Annotated in this window: 11 protein-coding genes; 10 read left to right on the top strand and 1 reads right to left on the bottom strand. The window is 60.8% G+C overall.

Features of this window, described 5'->3' with window-relative positions:
* The first annotated feature begins 26 nt into the window (after positions 1–26).
* From PCOSP_RS23750 to PCOSP_RS23795, 10 genes are all read left to right on the top strand, one after another.
* Positions 27–1,196 (top strand): alginate biosynthesis protein Alg44, encoded by a 1,170-nt coding sequence (locus PCOSP_RS23750; RefSeq protein ID WP_139644966.1) that lies wholly within the window; start codon positions 27–29, stop codon positions 1,194–1,196.
* A 9-nt stretch (positions 1,197–1,205) separates the two neighbouring features.
* Positions 1,206–2,714: an alginate biosynthesis TPR repeat lipoprotein AlgK gene (algK, locus tag PCOSP_RS23755; RefSeq protein ID WP_175386805.1), complete on the top strand. Its 1,509-nt coding sequence runs from the start codon at positions 1,206–1,208 to the stop codon at positions 2,712–2,714.
* A 5-nt stretch (positions 2,715–2,719) separates the two neighbouring features.
* Complete coding sequence (locus PCOSP_RS23760; RefSeq protein ID WP_175386814.1) at positions 2,720–4,204, top strand: alginate export family protein; 1,485 nt, start codon at positions 2,720–2,722, stop codon at positions 4,202–4,204.
* A 26-nt stretch (positions 4,205–4,230) separates the two neighbouring features.
* Positions 4,231–5,820, top strand: coding sequence for a mannuronan 5-epimerase AlgG (gene algG / locus PCOSP_RS23765; protein ID WP_139644962.1), 1,590 nt, complete (start codon positions 4,231–4,233; stop codon positions 5,818–5,820).
* 11 nt (positions 5,821–5,831) lie between these two features.
* Positions 5,832–7,280 carry an alginate O-acetyltransferase gene (locus PCOSP_RS23770; protein WP_139644960.1) on the top strand — a complete coding sequence of 483 codons (1,449 nt, stop codon included), beginning with the start codon at positions 5,832–5,834 and terminating at the stop codon, positions 7,278–7,280.
* A gap of 23 nt (positions 7,281–7,303) precedes the next feature.
* Entirely contained in the window at positions 7,304–8,425 is a 1,122-nt protein-coding gene (locus PCOSP_RS23775) for a mannuronate-specific alginate lyase (protein WP_139644958.1), read from the top strand.
* 192 nt (positions 8,426–8,617) lie between these two features.
* Positions 8,618–10,183: an MBOAT family O-acyltransferase gene (locus PCOSP_RS23780; RefSeq protein ID WP_175386804.1), complete on the top strand. Its 1,566-nt coding sequence runs from the start codon at positions 8,618–8,620 to the stop codon at positions 10,181–10,183.
* Positions 10,184–10,194: 11 nt separating this feature from the next.
* Positions 10,195–11,370, top strand: coding sequence for an alginate O-acetyltransferase (locus tag PCOSP_RS23785; RefSeq protein WP_041021623.1), 1,176 nt, complete (start codon positions 10,195–10,197; stop codon positions 11,368–11,370).
* 14 nt (positions 11,371–11,384) lie between these two features.
* Positions 11,385–12,050, top strand: a complete 666-nt coding sequence (locus PCOSP_RS23790) for an alginate O-acetyltransferase AlgF (RefSeq protein WP_139644954.1) — start codon at positions 11,385–11,387, stop codon at positions 12,048–12,050.
* A gap of 146 nt (positions 12,051–12,196) precedes the next feature.
* On the top strand, positions 12,197–13,648 hold the full coding sequence (locus PCOSP_RS23795) for a mannose-1-phosphate guanylyltransferase/mannose-6-phosphate isomerase (RefSeq protein ID WP_464709636.1): 1,452 nt from the start codon (positions 12,197–12,199) through the stop codon (positions 13,646–13,648).
* A gap of 100 nt (positions 13,649–13,748) precedes the next feature.
* Here PCOSP_RS23795 and PCOSP_RS23800 read toward each other — a convergent pair whose 3' ends face one another.
* A complete protein-coding gene (locus PCOSP_RS23800; protein ID WP_464709637.1) occupies positions 13,749–16,538 on the bottom strand; it encodes an RHS repeat domain-containing protein in 2,790 nt (929 codons plus the stop codon).
* Positions 16,539–16,617: the final 79 nt, after the last annotated feature.

Genomic DNA, 16,617 nt, shown 5'->3' on the forward strand with positions numbered 1-16,617 from the left:
CCTGAATTAACTAGGAAATCGCCCCTATGAACACCGCCGTGAATGTCAACGTAGTGCATGAATCCGAAGCCCAGCGCCAACACGCCCGAGTGAAAATCCCGGCCAAGTTGCGCTTCTTCGGCCCCGACCGTACCCCCATGGAAGTCAAGGTCCTGGACCTGTCCGCCGGCGGCCTGAGCTTCAACGCCGGCCAGATGCCGCTCAAAGTGGGCGAGTCCTACAAGGGCCGCCTGCAATTCGTCATCGACAACCTTGGCCTGGCCATGGACGTCGAATTGCAGATCCGCTCCCACGAGCGCCAGACCGGCCGTACCGGTTGCCAGTTCCAGAACCTGGAGCCTCGGGATATCTCGACACTGCGTCACATCATCACCTCGCACCTGGCCGGCGACATCGTCGGCGTCGGCGATGTGCTGGCGACCCTGCAACGCGACAACTTCACCAAGGCGCGCAAGCAGAAGGATGAAAACAGTGGCATGAGCGCCATGGGTCGCCTGCGGGCTGTGACCTTCAGCCTGGGCGTGTTCATCGTCGGCCTGGCGGCGTTCGGGTTCATCTTCAAGTCGGTGTACGGCATGTACTTCGTCAGCCACGCCCAGGCAGGCCTGGTAAACGTACCGGGCATGGCAATCACCATGCCACGCGACGGCACCGTGCAGAGCCTGGTCAAGGCTGACGGCGTTGCCGCCAAAGGCGCCCCGCTGGCGACCTTCAGCACCAGCATGCTCGACGTGCTCAAGGGCCACCTGGACGACAACCAGCTGCAACCGGCCAAGGTCGAGGAGCTGTTCGGCAAGCAGATGACCGGCACCCTGACCTCCCCTTGCGATTGCATCGTGGCCCAGCAATTGGTCGCCAACGGTCAATACGCCAGCAAGGGCGACGTGATCTTCCAACTGGTTCCACGCGGCACCGAAGCCAATGTGGAAGCACGCTTCTCCTATCGCCAGTTCGGCGAAGTGCGTCCAGGCACCTCGGTCAACTTCCAGGTCGCCGGTGAAGACATCACCCGCACCGGCAAGATCGTCAGCAGCACCAGCCTGAAAAGCGAAGACCTGTCGTCGGATATCCGCGTGCTGATCAAGCCCGACGAGCCTCTGGACAGCGCCCTGGCCGGCCGTCCCGTGGAAGTCAACAGCGACCGTGGTCCGAACCTGAACTGGCTGGTCGAAAAAGCCATGGCTGTCGGTAAGTAAGCGGAGGACATGCCAGTGACGACTCCACAAAACAACAATGCGCTGCATTCCCTGTGGGAGCGAGCCTGCTCGCGATGGGATCAGCGCGGTGTGTCTGATGTATCGAGTGGCCCGCATCGCGAGCAGGCCCGCTCCCACATGGGAACCCTCAGTGCCATTGCGCTGGCAATCAGCCTGGCCGGTTGCGCCGGCCTGCCCGACCAGCGCCTGGCCAACGAAGCCCTCAAGCGTGGTGACACGGCGCTGGCGCAGCAGAACTATCAGCAACTGGCCGACCTGGGCTACAGCGAGGCCCAGGTGGGTCTGGCCGATATCCAGGTGGACAGCCGCGACCCCGAGCAGATGAAAAAGGCCGAAGCGACTTACCGCGCGGCCGCCGATATCTCGCCACGGGCCCAGGCTCGCCTGGGTCGCCTGCTGGTGGCCAAACCGGGTTCTACCGAGGCTGAAAAGCACGAGGCCGAAGGCCTGTTGAAAAAAGCCTTCGCCAACGGTGAAGGCAATACCCTGATCCCGCTGGCGATGCTGTACCTGCAATATCCCCACAGTTTCCCGAACGTCAACGCCCAGCAGCAGATCAGCCAGTGGCGCAGCGCCGGCTATCCGGAAGCGGGCCTGGCGCAGATTCTGCTCTATCGCACCCAGGGCACCTACGACCAGCATCTGGATGAAGTCGAGAAAGTCTGCAAGGCCGCCCTGGCAACGACCGACATCTGCTACGTCGAACTGGCCACGGTCTATCAGAAACGCGGCCAGCCGGACCAGCAGGCCGAGTTGCTCAAGCAACTGCAGGCCGCTCACCGCAGTGGCGCGGCCTCTGCCCAACGGGTGGACAGCGTCGCCCGTGTCCTGGCCGATGCCAGCCTGGGCAAGACCGACGAAAAGACCGCCCAGTCCATGCTCGAGGAAATTGCCCCGGGCTACCCCGCTGCCTGGGTCAGCCTGGCGCAGTTGCTCTACGACTTCCCCGAACTGGGCGACGTCGACAAGATGATGCAATACCTGGAAAACGGCCGCGCCGCCGACCAGCCTCGCGCCGAGCTGTTGCTCGGCAAGCTGTACTACGAAGGCAAATGGGTGCCAGCCGACGCCAAGGTCGCCGAAGCGCATTTCCAGAAAGCCGTCGGCCGAGAAGTGGCCGCCGATTACTACCTGGGCCAGATCTATCGTCGTGGTTACCTGGGCCAGGTGTACTCGCAAAAAGCCCTGGACCATCTGCTCAAGGCCGCCCGCAATGGCCAGAACAGCGCCGACTTCGCCATTGCCCAGCTGTTTTCCCAAGGCAAGGGCACCAAGCCCAACCCGGTCAACGCCTATGTATTCAGCCAGTTGGCCAAGGTCCAGAACACCCCGCAAGCCAACGAGCTTGCCCAGACCCTCGAAGCACAACTACCGCCGGAGCAGCTTGCCCAAGCCAAACGCCTGCTACAACAAGAGCAGGCCATTCGTGGCGTCATGAGCCCCGATACGCTGGAACTGCAAGCCCTAAAAGAAGATAACGGCGAGGAACAACTATGAAGTCTTTGAAATTCAATCCTTTTGTGCAGGCTGGAATTGGCCTGACATGCGCATTGATGTGGTCCTGCCCGACGCTGGCGGCCCTGACCGAAAGCAAGAATTTCGGCCTGGAGGTGAAGATCACCGGCCAATCCGAAGACGACCGTGACCTGGGCACCCAGAGCGGTGGCGACGTCAACGGCGTGGGCCTGGACCTGCGTCCTTGGGTCTATGGCGAAAGCGGTAACTGGAGCGCCTACGCCATGGCCCAGGCCGTGACCTCCACCGATGTCATCGAGACCGACACCCTGCAACAGTCCGATGGCGCCAACCAGCAGACCGACAGCGGCGATCGCGAAGCCAAGAAAAACTACCTGGCCATGCGTGAATTCTGGATTGGCTACAGCGGCCTGACGCCTTACCCGGGCGAACAGTTGAAGTTCGGGCGCCAGCGCCTGCGCAACGACGACGGCCAATGGCGTGACACCAACATCGAAGCCCTGAACTGGACCTTCGACACCACGTTGCTGCGCGCCAACCTCGGCGTCGCCGAACGTTTCAGCGAATACCGCACCGACCTCAAGGAGCTGTCGCCCAAGGATAAAGATCGACTGCACGTCTATGGCGATGTGGCTTACCAGTGGATGCCAGGCCAGTGGGCCGGAATCCGTGCCCATCACACCCATGACAACGGCAGCCTCGATTACCCGACCCCGGGCGAACCCACCGACACCCTGGACAAGACCCAGAACGGTGACTTGACCTGGCTCGGCCTGGAAGCCAACAGCGACGCCTACAACTGGCGCAACACCAACACCGTCAACTACTGGGCCAGCCTCACCGGCATGTCCGGCGACCGCGACACCGTCAACCCGCTCAACGCCGACGGCACGCGTCCTGCGCAAGCCAAGCGCAGCGAAGACCTGAATGGCTGGGCCACTGACCTGGGTATCCGCCTGCGCCTCGATCCGCAATGGCAAGTCGGTGCGGCCTATGCCCGCGCCAGCGATGAGTACCAACAGAACGGCCTGCAGAGCAACCGTTCGAACTTCACCGGCACCCGCTCGCGGGTCCACCGTTTCGGCGAAGCGTTCCGTGGCGAAATGGCCAACACCCAGAGCGCCAGCCTGTTCGGCTCCTGGCAGCTGCGCGACGAATACGACGCCAGCCTGGTGTACCACAAGTTCTGGCGTGTGGACGGCAACAAGCCGGTGGGCAGCAACGGCATCAACGCCGTGGAAAACAACACCGACGACGTGACCGGCGCCATCCTCTCCACCTCGACCCTGCCGCTGCGTGACGGCGACAAGGATCTGGGCCAGGAGGTCGACCTGGTTGTCACCAAATACTTCAAGCAAGGACTGCTGCCGGCGGCACTGAGCCAGTCCATCGACGAACCATCGGCGCTGGTGCGCTTGCGTGGCGGCGTGTTCAAGCCAGGCGATGCCTACGGCAAGGACGTCGACTCGTACATGCATCGCGCCTTTGTCGACGTGATCTGGCGCTTCTGATGCAAATGGCCATGGGAGTGCCCGAAATGAACCGCTACCTCAGGAACAGCCAGGCGATGAAAGGTTCGATCAGCCTGTTGGTCGCAGCGATGCTGCTGGCCGGCTCGCCGGCGTTCGCCAACGTTGAACCGGTGGTCAAGCCGGGCAACGTGGTCAAGGAACTGCAACGCGCCAAGACCTACACCGTCAACAGCGCGCCGACCGAGCCGCTGGAACTGGCCAAGCCGACCTTGCCCGACCTCAAAGGCTTCACCGCCGAAGCAGTCGCGGCCAAGATCGTGCGGACCAAGCCCGGCAAGATCAGCGTGCGCCGGATGATGCAGGAAAACGCCTTGAAGGACTTCATCGGCGGTGACAACAAGATGGCCGAGTGGGTGGTGCGCCAGCACGGCATCCCACAGGCCATCTTCATCGACGATGGCTACATGAACTTCAAGGACCTGGCCAAGAAACTGCCCAAGTACATCATCGAAACTTCGCCGGGTGTCTACCTGGCGAAGATTCCGATCGTGGTCGGTCAGAAAGGCATTCTGGAAATCGACAAACAGACCCAGGAACTGCGCCTGTCCCAGGAAGGCGGCTCGTTCCTGGTCAACGATGGCCGGATGTTCATCCGCGATACCAAGGTCACCGGCTGGCGTGAGAAGGACAACGGCCCCGCCACGTTCCGCTCGCCCAAGGAGTTCCGTCCGTTCCTGCTCGCGTGGGGCGGCACCGAGACCTACATCGTCAACACCAAGATGGCCAGCTTCGGTTACTCCAACAGTAAGTCGTACGGGGTGAGTATTTCCCAGTACACGCCGAACATGGCCAAGGTCCTCAAGCGCCCGGAACCGACCGGCTGGATCATCGGTTCCGAGTTCTCGGACATGTGGTACGGCTTCTACTGCTACGAGACGCGCGACTTCGTGGTCAAGGGCAACACCTATAAGGACAACATTGTCTACGGCATCGACCCCCACGACCGGTCCCATCGGCTGATCATCGCCGACAACACCGTCTACGGGACGAAGAAGAAGCACGGGATCATTATTTCCCGTGAGGTCAACGACAGCTTCATCTTCAACAACCGCAGCTACGACAACAAGCTCTCGGGCCTGGTGATCGACCGTAACAGCGTCAACAACATCATTGCCTACAACGAGATCTACAAGAACCACACCGACGGCATCACCCTCTACGAGAGTGCCGACAACCTGTTGTGGGATAACAAAGTGATCAGCAACCAGCGCCACGGCATCCGGATTCGTAACAGCGTGAACATCCGCCTTTACGAAAACGTATCCATGGCCAACGGCCTGACCGGCATCTACGGCCACATCAAGGACCTGTCCAACACCGACCGGGACATCAAGCTCGACCCGTTCGACGCCGAGGTCTCGCTGATCGTGGTGGGTGGCGAACTGGCCGCCAACGGCAGTGGCCCGCTGTCCATCGACTCGCCCTTGAGCGTGGAGCTGTATCGCGTGTCCATGCTCGCGCCGACCAAATCCAGCGGCATCAGCTTCACCGGGATCCTGGGCGAGCGCCAGGATGAAATTCTCGACCTGCTGGTGCGCCAGCAGAAAGCCGTACTGATCGACCCTGTCGAACGCCAGACCGAATTGCGGGACTGAGGATGACCTTTATGAACCCACAGATGATCAAACTCCTGGGCCTGTCTGCCCTGACTGCCGGCATTCTCGCCGCTGCAAGCGGCGCGCGCGCCGACGAAATCAAGGCGCCTGCGTTTACCGCGGAGCCCTGCTGCAACCTGTGCCCTGCCGCTCACGATGCAAAGAACTACACCACGCGCTACCAGCAAAACTTCACCACGCTGGTACAGGCCCAGGGCGATTGGCTGTTCCGGACCCAGGAAGACCTGCGCACCGAATTCAACACCACCCCGGCCGGCTACAAGCGCCTGCAGCAGTTGCACGATGCGTTCAAGGCAAAAGGCGTCGAGCTGGTGCTCGTCTATCAACCGACCCGGGGCCTGGTGAACCGCAACAAGCTCAACCCACAGGAAAAGGCCGCTTTCGACTATGAGAAAGCCCTGACCAACTACAAATCCATGCTCGGCCGTTTCGCCCAGATGGGTTATGTAGTGCCGGACCTGTCGCCGCTGACCAACGAGAACCTGCCCGAAACCCTGCCAGCCCACGATTTCTACTTCCGTGGCGACCAGCACTGGACGCCATACGGTGCCCAGCGCACGGCGAAAATCGTCGCCGAGAAGGTCAAGCAGATCCCGGCCTTTGCCGACATTCCCAAGCGTGAGTTCGAGACCAAGAGGTCCGGCCGCATGGGCAAGACCGGCACCCTGCATAACATGGCCGGACAACTGTGCGGCACCAGCTACGCGATCCAGTACATGGACCAGTTCACCACCGAGCCCAAAGGCGAGGCCGGTGACGGCGATCTGTTTGGCGATTCCGGCAACCCGCAGATCACCCTTGTAGGCACCAGTCACAGCGGCAAGAACTACAACTTCGCCGGTTTCCTGGAAGAAGCCATCGGCGCTGACATCCTCAACGTGGCCTTCCCCGGCGGCGGTTTCGAAGGCGCAATGATCCAGTACCTGGGCAGCGAAGAGTTCCAGAAGAACCCGCCGAAAATCCTCATCTGGGAATTCTCGCCGCTATATCGCCTGGACCAGGAAACCATCTATCGCCAGATGATGGCGCTGCTGGACAACAACGGTTGCGAAGGCAAGCCGGCATTGATGAGCAGCAAGACCGCGCTCAAGCCGGGCAAGAACGAATTGATGGTCAATAGCAAGAACATGGATCTGCGTAACAGCAGTCACCAGGTCGATATCCGTTTCGCCGATACCTCGGTGAAAACGTTGCAAGCCACCCTCTGGTACATGAATGGGCGCCACGAGGATATCAAGATCGAAAAACCGGATACCTCCGAAACCGACGGACGTTTCGCCTTCCAGCTGCGCACCGACGAGGACTGGGCTTCGCAGAACCTGCTGGCCGTAGAAGTCCAAGGCCCCGAAGCCGGTGCGGCGCCACAGCAAGTCGAAGCGAAAATCTGCAAACGCAATGTCTCTCCGCAAGCCGAACAGACGGCTCAAATCGGACAATGAGGTCTCGCTTTATGACCAGGAACATGCGCAACCGAACGTTGAAAACGCTGCTGGCACCGTCCCTGCTGACCCTGGCGATGTTCGCCGGGGCCACCCAGGCCGCGGCCCCGCTGCGCCCGCCGCAGGGTTACTTCGCGCCGATCGAAAAGGCCAAGACCGGCGATTCCGCCCAAGGCTGCGACGCCGTGCCGGCACCCTATACCGGCTCCCTGCAGTTTCGCAGCAAGTACGAGGGCTCCGACAAAGCCCGTGCGACGTTGAACGTGCAATCGGAAAAAGCCTTTCGTGACAGCACCGCCGACATCACCAAGATCGAGCGCGGCGTCAGCAAGCAAGTAATGCAGTTCATGCGCGACGGCCGTCCCGAGCAATTGGACTGCACCCTGAACTGGCTGACCACCTGGGCCAAGGCCGATGCGCTGATGTCCAAGGACTTCAACCACACCGGCAAGTCCATGCGCAAATGGGCCTTGGGCAGCATGGCTTCGGCCTATGTGCGCCTGAAATTCTCCGACTCGCATCCGTTGGCGAACCATCAGGAGCAGGCGCAACTGATCGAAAGCTGGTTCAGCAAGATGGCCGATCAGGTGGTCAGCGACTGGGACAACCTGCCGCTGGACAAGACCAACAACCACTCCTACTGGGCCGCCTGGTCGGTGATGGCCACTTCGGTCGCGACCAACCGCCGCGACCTGTTCGACTGGGCCGTCAAGGAATACAAGGTCGGCGTCAACCAGATCGATGCCGACGGTTTCCTGCCCAACGAACTCAAGCGCAAGCAACGGGCCCTGTCCTATCACAACTATGCCCTGCCGCCATTGGCGATGATCGCCAGCTTCGCTCAGGTCAACGGTGTGGATCTGCGCCAGGAAAACAACGGCGCCCTCAAGCGCCTGGGTGACCGGGTGCTGGCCGGGGTGAAAGACCCGGATATCTTCGAGAAGAAGAATGGCGAAGAGCAGGACATGAAGGATCTGAAAATCGATTCGAAATTCGCCTGGCTCGAACCGTTCTGCAGCCTCTACACCTGCTCCGGCGATGTGCTGGAACGCAAACATGAAATGCAACCGTTCAAGACGTTCCGCCTTGGCGGGGACTTGACCCGGGTCTACGACCCAGCCAACGAGAAAGGCAAAGGAAGCTGATTCACCGCTGATCGTTCCCACGCTCTGCGTGGGAATGCAGCCGGGGACGCTCTGCGTCCCAAAAAGCCGAACGCGGAGCGTCCGTAGAGGCATTCCCACGCAGAGCGTGGGAACGATCATCACCGCCCTTTTTCATGGGGGGGTTTGGGGGGCTCTGGCCCTTGACTGTTGATTCAACATGGAGAGATCGGGATGGTATTTTCATCCAACGTGTTCCTGTTCCTGTTCCTGCCGATCTTTCTCGGCTTGTACTACTTGAGCGGGCAACGCTATCGCAACCTGCTACTGCTGATCGCCAGCTATGTGTTCTATGCCTGGTGGCGGGTGGACTTCCTCGCACTGTTCGCCGCCGTGACCCTGTGGAACTACTGGATCGGCCTGAAAGTCGGTGCCGCCGGCGTACGCACCAAGCCGGCCCAGCGCTGGCTGTTGCTCGGCGTGGCGGTGGACCTGTGCATCCTGGGCTACTTCAAGTACGCCAACTTCGGGGTGGACAGCCTCAACGCGATCATGACCAGCTTCGGTCTCGAACCCTTCATCCTGACCCATGTGCTGTTGCCAATCGGGATCTCGTTCTACATCTTCGAGTCCATCAGCTACATCATCGACGTCTATCGCGGCGACACTCCGGCGACCCGCAACCTGATCGACTTCGCAGCGTTCGTGGCGATCTTCCCGCACCTGATCGCCGGCCCCGTGCTGCGTTTCCGTGACCTGGCCGACCAGTTCAACAACCGCACCCACACCTTGGACAAGTTCTCCGAAGGCTGCACGCGCTTCATGCAGGGCTTCATCAAGAAAGTGTTCATCGCCGACACCCTGGCGGTGGTGGCCGACCATTGCTTCGCCCTGCAGAACCCGACCACCGGCGATGCCTGGCTCGGTGCCCTGGCCTACACCGCACAGCTGTACTTCGACTTCTCCGGCTACAGCGACATGGCCATCGGCCTGGGCCTGATGATGGGTTTCCGTTTCATGGAAAACTTCAAGCAGCCCTACATCAGCCAGTCCATTACCGAGTTCTGGCGGCGCTGGCACATCAGCCTGTCGACCTGGCTGCGCGATTACCTCTACATCACCCTGGGCGGTAACCGCAAAGGCACGCTGATGACCTATCGCAACCTGTTCCTGACCATGCTGCTCGGTGGTCTGTGGCACGGCGCGAACATCACCTACGTGATCTGGGGCGCCTGGCACGGTATCTGGCTGGCCATCGAGAAAGCCGTGGGCATCAACACCACCCCACGCAGTCTCAACCCGATCCGCTGGGCGCTGACCTTCCTGCTGGTGGTGATGGGCTGGGTGATCTTCCGTGCCGAGAACCTGCACGTGGCCGGTCGCATGTACGGCGCCATGTTCAGCTTCGGCGACTGGTCGCTGTCGGAACTGACCCGCGCCAACCTCACCGGCCTGCAGATCGCCACGCTGGTGGTGGCCTACATCACCCTCGCCTTCTTCGGCCTGCGGGATTTCTACACCAACCGTCCGCCGGTCAAGACCAAGCCCGAGGTCAACACCGAAGCCAATGGCCCGGCCACTGCACAACCGGGGCTGATCAAGGCCGTACCGGGCGACAACCCGTCGCAGATCCACGAACCGGGCTACACCGTGGGCGTCGAAGCCCAGGTGCAACCGGCCTACTGGGTCGCTGACTGGCCACGTTATGTCATGCGTGCGTTGGTGTTGCTGCTGTTCATCGCTTCGATTCTCAAACTCTCGGCGCAAAGCTTCTCGCCGTTCCTTTACTTCCAGTTCTGAGGGATCTGAACATGACCCGCTCATTACGCATCTTTTACATCGCACTGTTCCTGCTGATCCTCGCGGTCCTGGGCCTGTGGTCGATGCGCAGTTTCTTCGGTTTCAGCACCAACCCCGATGCCACCGTGCTCAACGGGCGCTGGACCAAGGCTGTCGAAACCCACTACGACGACCAGTTCCCGATCAAGCGCCTGGGCACCAACATCTGGGCCGCGCTGGACTACAAGCTGTTCAACGAGGGCCGTAAAGGCGTGGTCCTGGGCCGCGACCAGTGGCTGTACAGCGACGAAGAGTTCAACCCGATCGTCAACGAAGAACTGAACCTGCAAGGCAACTACGCGCTGGTCGAAGGCGTACGCCAGAAACTCAAGGAACAGGGCATCACCCTGGTGATGGCGATCGTGCCGGCCAAGGCGCGACTGTATCCGGAGCACTTGGGTGAAGTGAAGCCAGCCAGCATTCACGCCAATCTCTATCAGGATTTCCATGCCCGCGTCGCGGCCGACAAGATCCTCGCCCCTGACCTGCTCGGCCCACTGCAACAGGCCAAGCAGAGCGGCCAGCAGGTATTCCTGCGCACCGACACCCACTGGACTCCGGAAGGCGCCCAGGTCGCAGCCGAGAACATCGCCAAGGCCATTGCCGAGCGCGCGCCTCTCAACGGCGAGCCGCAACGTTTCGTCACCGAGCCTGCGGAAAAGATCATCCACAAGGGTGACCTGCGCCAGTTCCTGCCCCTGGACCCGCTGTTCGAAAACCTGATGCCGGCCCAGGAGCCGCTGGTCAAGCGCAACACCCGCGAGGCCGACGACCAGCCGGCCGGCGACGACGCGCTGTTTGCCGATGCCCAGGTTCCCGTGGCCCTGATCGGCACCAGCTACAGCGCCAACCCCAACTGGAACTTCGTCGGTGCACTCAAGCAAGCCCTGCACAGCGACGTCGTGAACTACGCCGAAGACGGCCATGGCCCGATTCTGCCGATGCTCAGCTACCTCAAGAGCGACGCCTTCAAGAACAGCCCGCCACAAGTGCTGATCTGGGAGTTTCCTGAGCGTTATCTGCCCGTGAACAACGAAATCGGCGACGCCGACCCGCAGTGGGTCGCAGAACTCAAACAAGCCGGTGCGCGCCAACAGAACGTTGCCGCCAACACTCAATCCGAGACGCCCGACCGGGCGCAAAACTGAAAGAGAGGTCCATCATGACTTTCAACACTACTCCTCGTCGTCTCGCTGCTCGTTCCTTCAAGGCCGTTGCCCTGGTTGCCAGCATGAGCGCCCTTTCCCTCTCCGCCTTTGCCGGTGACTCGGCGCTGTACGGCCCGGTCGCACCAAAAGGCTCGAGCTTCGTGCGTATCTACAACGCCAGCAACAGCGAAGTCAGCGCCACCGTCGGCAGCACCAACCTCAACGACGTCGCGCCATTGGCCAGCAGCGACTTCAGCTTCATGCCCGGCGGCGACTACAGCGCCAAGGTAGGTAGCCAGACCGTTCCGGTCAAACTGGCTCCCGATCACTACTACACCCTGGTCAACAACGCGACCGGCCAGCCGCAACTGATCGAAGAACCACCGTTCAAGAACAAACAGAAATCCCTGGTGCGTGTGCAGAACCTCACCGACAAGGCGCTGACCCTCAAGACCGCCGACGGCAAGACCGAGGTGGTGCCGAACGTGGCGGCCAAGGGCCGTGGCGAACGTGAAATCAACCCGGTGAAAGTCAGCCTGGCGCTGTTCGAAGGCGACAAGAAAGTCGGTGACCTCAAGCCCGTGGCCCTGGAGCGCGGCGAAGCGGCCGTGCTGTATGTCACCGGCTCCGGAAGCAGCTTGTCGCCGGTCTGGGTAAAGCGTCCAGTGTCAACTCGCTGACAGATTGGCCTGATTGACACTCCCCTGTGGGAGCGAACCCGCTCCCACACTGAACCGGGGCGTCATTCGGGTACGGAATAAAAACAAGAGTGAAACGACAGAACGCAGTAGCTCTATAACCATTACGCTTCAAAGGAGTAACACACATGATTCCGGTGATCTTGTCAGGTGGTAGCGGCTCACGTCTTTGGCCGCTTTCGCGCAAGCAATTCCCTAAACAGTTCCTGGCCCTGACCGGCGAACACACCCTGTTCCAGCAGACCCTCGAACGCCTGGTGTTCGAAGGCATGGACACGCCGATCGTGGTCTGCAACAAAGACCACCGTTTCATCGTCAACGAGCAGTTGAGCGGTCGTAACCTCGAAGCCCAGCGCATCCTGATGGAACCGTTCGGCCGCAATACCGCACCAGCCGTCGCGCTGACCGCGATGATGCTGGTCAACGAAGGTCGCGACGAGTTGATGCTGGTGCTGCCGGCCGACCACGTGATCGAAGACCAGAAAGCCCTGCAACGCGCCCTGGCCCTGGCCACCGTGGCCGCCGAGCGTGGTGAAATGGTGCTGTTCGGCGTACCGGCCACCAAACCGGAAACCGGCTACGGCTACATCAAGTCGACCAACGACGCGCTGCTGCCCGAAGGCGTGAGCCGTGTTTCGCACTTCGTCGAAAAACCCGACGTCAAGCGCGCTACCGAGTTCGTCGAGGCCGGCGGCTACTTCTGGAACAGCGGCATGTTCCTGTTCCGCGCCAGCCGTTTCCTCGAAGAGCTGAAAAAGCACGATCCGGATATCTACGACACCTGCCTGCTGACCCTGGAGCGCAGTGAGCAGACAGCGGACACCATCACCTTCGACGAAGCCACCTTCGCCTGCTGCCCGGACAACTCCATCGACTACGCCGTGATGGAAAAGACCCAGCGCGCCTGCGTGGTGCCGCTGTCGGCCGGTTGGAGCGATGTCGGTTGCTGGGCGTCGTTGTGGGAAGTCAATCCCAAGGATGCCGACGGCAACGTCACCAAGGGCGACGTGGTGGTCCAGGACAGCCGCAACTGCATGATCCATGGCAACGGCAAGCTGGTGTCGGTGATCGGCCTGGAAAACATCGTGGTGGTAGAAACCAAGGACGCCATGATGATTGCCCACAAGGACAAGGTCCAAGACGTCAAGAAGATGGTCAACACCCTCAATGCCCGGGGTCGCACCGAAACCCAGAACCACTGCGAAGTCTATCGTCCGTGGGGCTCGTATGACTCGGTGGACATGGGCGGGCGCTTCCAGGTCAAGCACATCTCGGTCAAGCCGGGGGCGTGCCTGTCCTTGCAGATGCACCACCACCGCGCCGAACACTGGATCGTGGTCAGCGGCACCGCTGAAGTGACCTGCGACGAGAACGTGTTCCTGCTCACCGAAAACCAGTCGACCTACATCCCGATCGCGTCGGTTCACCGCCTGCGCAACCCGGGCAAGATCCCGCTGGAAATCATCGAAGTGCAGTCCGGCAGCTACCTGGGCGAAGACGACATCGAGCGCTTCGAAGACATCTACGGTCGCTCCACCCCGATCGAGCGCGGCGTGTCGGTGAAGACCATCGCGCAGTAACGATCAGCGAAACAAGAAGCCCCCATCCAGCCCACTGCGTCCCCTATCCGCAGCGGGTTGGGTGGGGGCTTTTTAGTTGCTGCATTCGTATCTCTGATAATTATCTGGACTTTGAATGGGGCAACATTTTCGCTTTTATCACATATCGATGCGCCGTTCCGAATCGTTCTGCATTATTCATATAGGACCTTCCCTTTGGAATGTAATGCAAGGAAACTATTTGAATTTTGTTATATAGAGGAAACGTCACTTCGCCCTCAGATGCATACAGCCCCTCAGAAACACCTGCATGCCCAGATTCCAACTGAAAGTGCCACATTATTGACTTACCGGATACGTAACCCATCCCGGGGTCTTTTGCCGTTGACATTATAAGTTGAGAATGGATCTCCAAATTTATTGTTTCTTCTATCGCTCTATCCCCGCCCCCCTTTGCAAAGGTCGCGAGCCATGGATAGCTTTTCAATATAGCCGGCGAGTCTCCGCGAAAAACCTCCGCTACCTCTGCGCGACGATACGTAGACCATTCTGCATCTATTTCTCTGAGCACATTTTGAACCTCCAAGGCCTTTTCATAATCTATGTTCCTGGCGGGCGGAATCATATTACGCCCGGTCTCACGCCAAACACTTACAAACGTCTCCATATCAGCAATCGAACTGTAATGTTCAATATTCAGCTTCTGCAGAGTAATTGAAAACGAAGAGTAGTAAGGGTACTCACCCCCCTGTTGCTTATATAATGCCGGGTCTTTTTTTATGACCCATTTTTTTTTGATGGGTAGCTGGGAGCCAACCCCAGGAAGAGGCGGCGGACCGCCCATAGGCGGAGGTGGCATGGGGGGACCTCTCATTCCAGGGGGCGGAGGGGGTGGTGGGCCGGAAGGATGCATGGGGGGCGGAGGGGGTGCAGCGCCTGTGGGTATCCTGCCATCGGTGTCGAACAGTGTGAGTGGGTTATTGCGGACCATCCGATAGAAATTCAACCCATCCACCGCCCAGGCCGGATCCGGACTGGCCCAACGCTGCAACCACGGTACATAGAACCGATAGCCGTAGTAATAAAGCCCCGTCGCATCCCGCTCCTTGCCCGAGTACCGGGCCGTCTTGTAGCTGACCTCGATCACATCGTCCCCGGCCAGGAACGCCGTTTCACCGAACGGGTAGAAGTGTTCCTGGCTGATGATTCGCCCGTCCTGGTCAAGCTCCAGACTGATCGAACCCAGGTGCTCGGCAACACCGTACCGATAGCGGTCGTTCGCGCCGGAGGGCGGTGGGCTGTCCCAGTGCAAGACCCGCACGCCGCCAAGCCCGCCCTGGGCGATGATGACCTGCAATGATTCCCCGGTGCCGCTGTCGGCACGCAGTTCCAACCCCGGCAGGTAACGGACCTCGGCAGCCAGGGTCCGCGCTCCGGTGTGCAGTGTGCGCAGCTTGCGCACCCGCTGACCGCCGCCATCGTAGACATAGGCCTCGCGGTCATTGAGCCCCGATTCGCGCTCGATCGGCGTGACCGAGCACAGCTGGTTGCGCAGGTCCCAGGCCAGGGTCCGGCTGCTCTCCAACGCCAGGCAGTTACCCCGTGCATCGAACGCTGCAGCGATCTCCTCTTCTGTCGGCGGCACGCCGTTGCGGTATGGCAAGCAACGATTGCTGTAGCGCGCCGCCTGCAACTGGCGACCATGGTTCTGCGCGCCGACATGGGTCAGTTCCAGCAGGTTGCCGCTGTCGTCGTAGTGATAGGTTTGTCGGTAATTGCTGAGCGCGGCTGGGTCGACGCGGCCGACAGGCCCTTGGTTCTGAGCACCCGCTTCCCATCCGATGGCCTCGATCAATTGATAGAGGCTGTCGTAACGGAAACGACTGATCGGGTCGATGCGCTGGTTGGCAAAGTAGCGCACCGGCAACGCTTTGTCCTCGATGCCCAGTACATTGCCCATGGGGTCGTAGGCGTAGACCAGGTGTTGCAGCGACTGACCGCTCCGCCGGACATGGCGCTCCATCAGCCATCCGTCTTCAGGAGCGTAAGTGAGCGTGGTCTGTACCCCGTTGCCGGCCACTTCCCGTTCGATCTGGCCTTGGGCGTTGTAGTCGATCTCGCTCACCAGCGGTTGCCATTGGCTCTGGCCCTGCAACAGCAATTGGCTGCTGGACAACCGGCCATCGCGGGTCAGGGCCCGGCGCTGTCGGTTGCCCTTGGCGTCAATCTGCTCCAGCACATCCCCCTGCGGACCGAGACGCCACGTCGTCAAAGCACCGTCGCCAGGCTCGAGCAGGGATTCGCGATCGGCCTCCGACGCTGGCCAGTCCGGCATGGCCCCATCCAGGCAGAAACGTCGGCTCAGGGCCAGGCTCTGGCCGGTCAGGGCAAAGGACGCCAGCAGCAAGGTGCCCGCCGGGTCATCGTGGCGAATCAATTGTCCGTACTGATTGAAGGCCTGCTGGCCCTGACCTGGAGCGCCATATTGCATACGTTCGACACAGGTGCGCGATTGCCCGCTACCTTGCTCGAACACCGCCACCGGACGGAGCAAGTCGTCGAAGGCCACGTCGCGCCCCGTGCCCCGCCCATCCCAGCCCCGCAGGCTTTCACTGGCGAGCCCGGGCAGGTCGAGCTGCCAGCCCGCATCGACACTGCGCGCCAGCAGCGCGTCACCGGACAGCGTATACACCGTCGAAAGATTAGCCGGGGTCGCCGCATCGTCCTGTTGCAGGGCCCACAGGCGCGGGTCCCATTGCTTGATCGCGCGGCCGGCCAGGTCGAAAAGGCTGCGGTTGACCCGCGGTTGCGCAGGTTCACGCTCAAGCGCGCGGCAGTAATCGACCGAACGGACCGGCAAAGACCGTGGATCCACCGCAACCAACCTCGGCGTACCGTGATCCATGCTCATGCCTTGGCCTCCTGATAGTCGTGCGGTCTGGCCGACATCTAACAAGGGGCAATCCCTGGTGACTACTGTCAGAGATGAC

This window comes from Pseudomonas sp. MAFF 730105, assembly GCF_055380705.1.

Coding starts and splice junctions, on each gene's coding strand:
- PCOSP_RS23800 (WP_464709637.1), bottom strand. CDS start 16,538: ATGAGCATGGATCACGGTACGCCGAGGTTGGTTGCGGTGGATCCACGG.
- PCOSP_RS23750 (WP_139644966.1), top strand. CDS start 27: ATGAACACCGCCGTGAATGTCAACGTAGTGCATGAATCCGAAGCCCAG.
- PCOSP_RS23780 (WP_175386804.1), top strand. CDS start 8,618: ATGGTATTTTCATCCAACGTGTTCCTGTTCCTGTTCCTGCCGATCTTT.
- PCOSP_RS23785 (WP_041021623.1), top strand. CDS start 10,195: ATGACCCGCTCATTACGCATCTTTTACATCGCACTGTTCCTGCTGATC.
- PCOSP_RS23790 (WP_139644954.1), top strand. CDS start 11,385: ATGACTTTCAACACTACTCCTCGTCGTCTCGCTGCTCGTTCCTTCAAG.
- PCOSP_RS23795 (WP_464709636.1), top strand. CDS start 12,197: ATGATTCCGGTGATCTTGTCAGGTGGTAGCGGCTCACGTCTTTGGCCG.
- PCOSP_RS23775 (WP_139644958.1), top strand. CDS start 7,304: ATGCGCAACCGAACGTTGAAAACGCTGCTGGCACCGTCCCTGCTGACC.
- algK (WP_175386805.1), top strand. CDS start 1,206: ATGCCAGTGACGACTCCACAAAACAACAATGCGCTGCATTCCCTGTGG.
- algG (WP_139644962.1), top strand. CDS start 4,231: ATGAACCGCTACCTCAGGAACAGCCAGGCGATGAAAGGTTCGATCAGC.
- PCOSP_RS23770 (WP_139644960.1), top strand. CDS start 5,832: ATGAACCCACAGATGATCAAACTCCTGGGCCTGTCTGCCCTGACTGCC.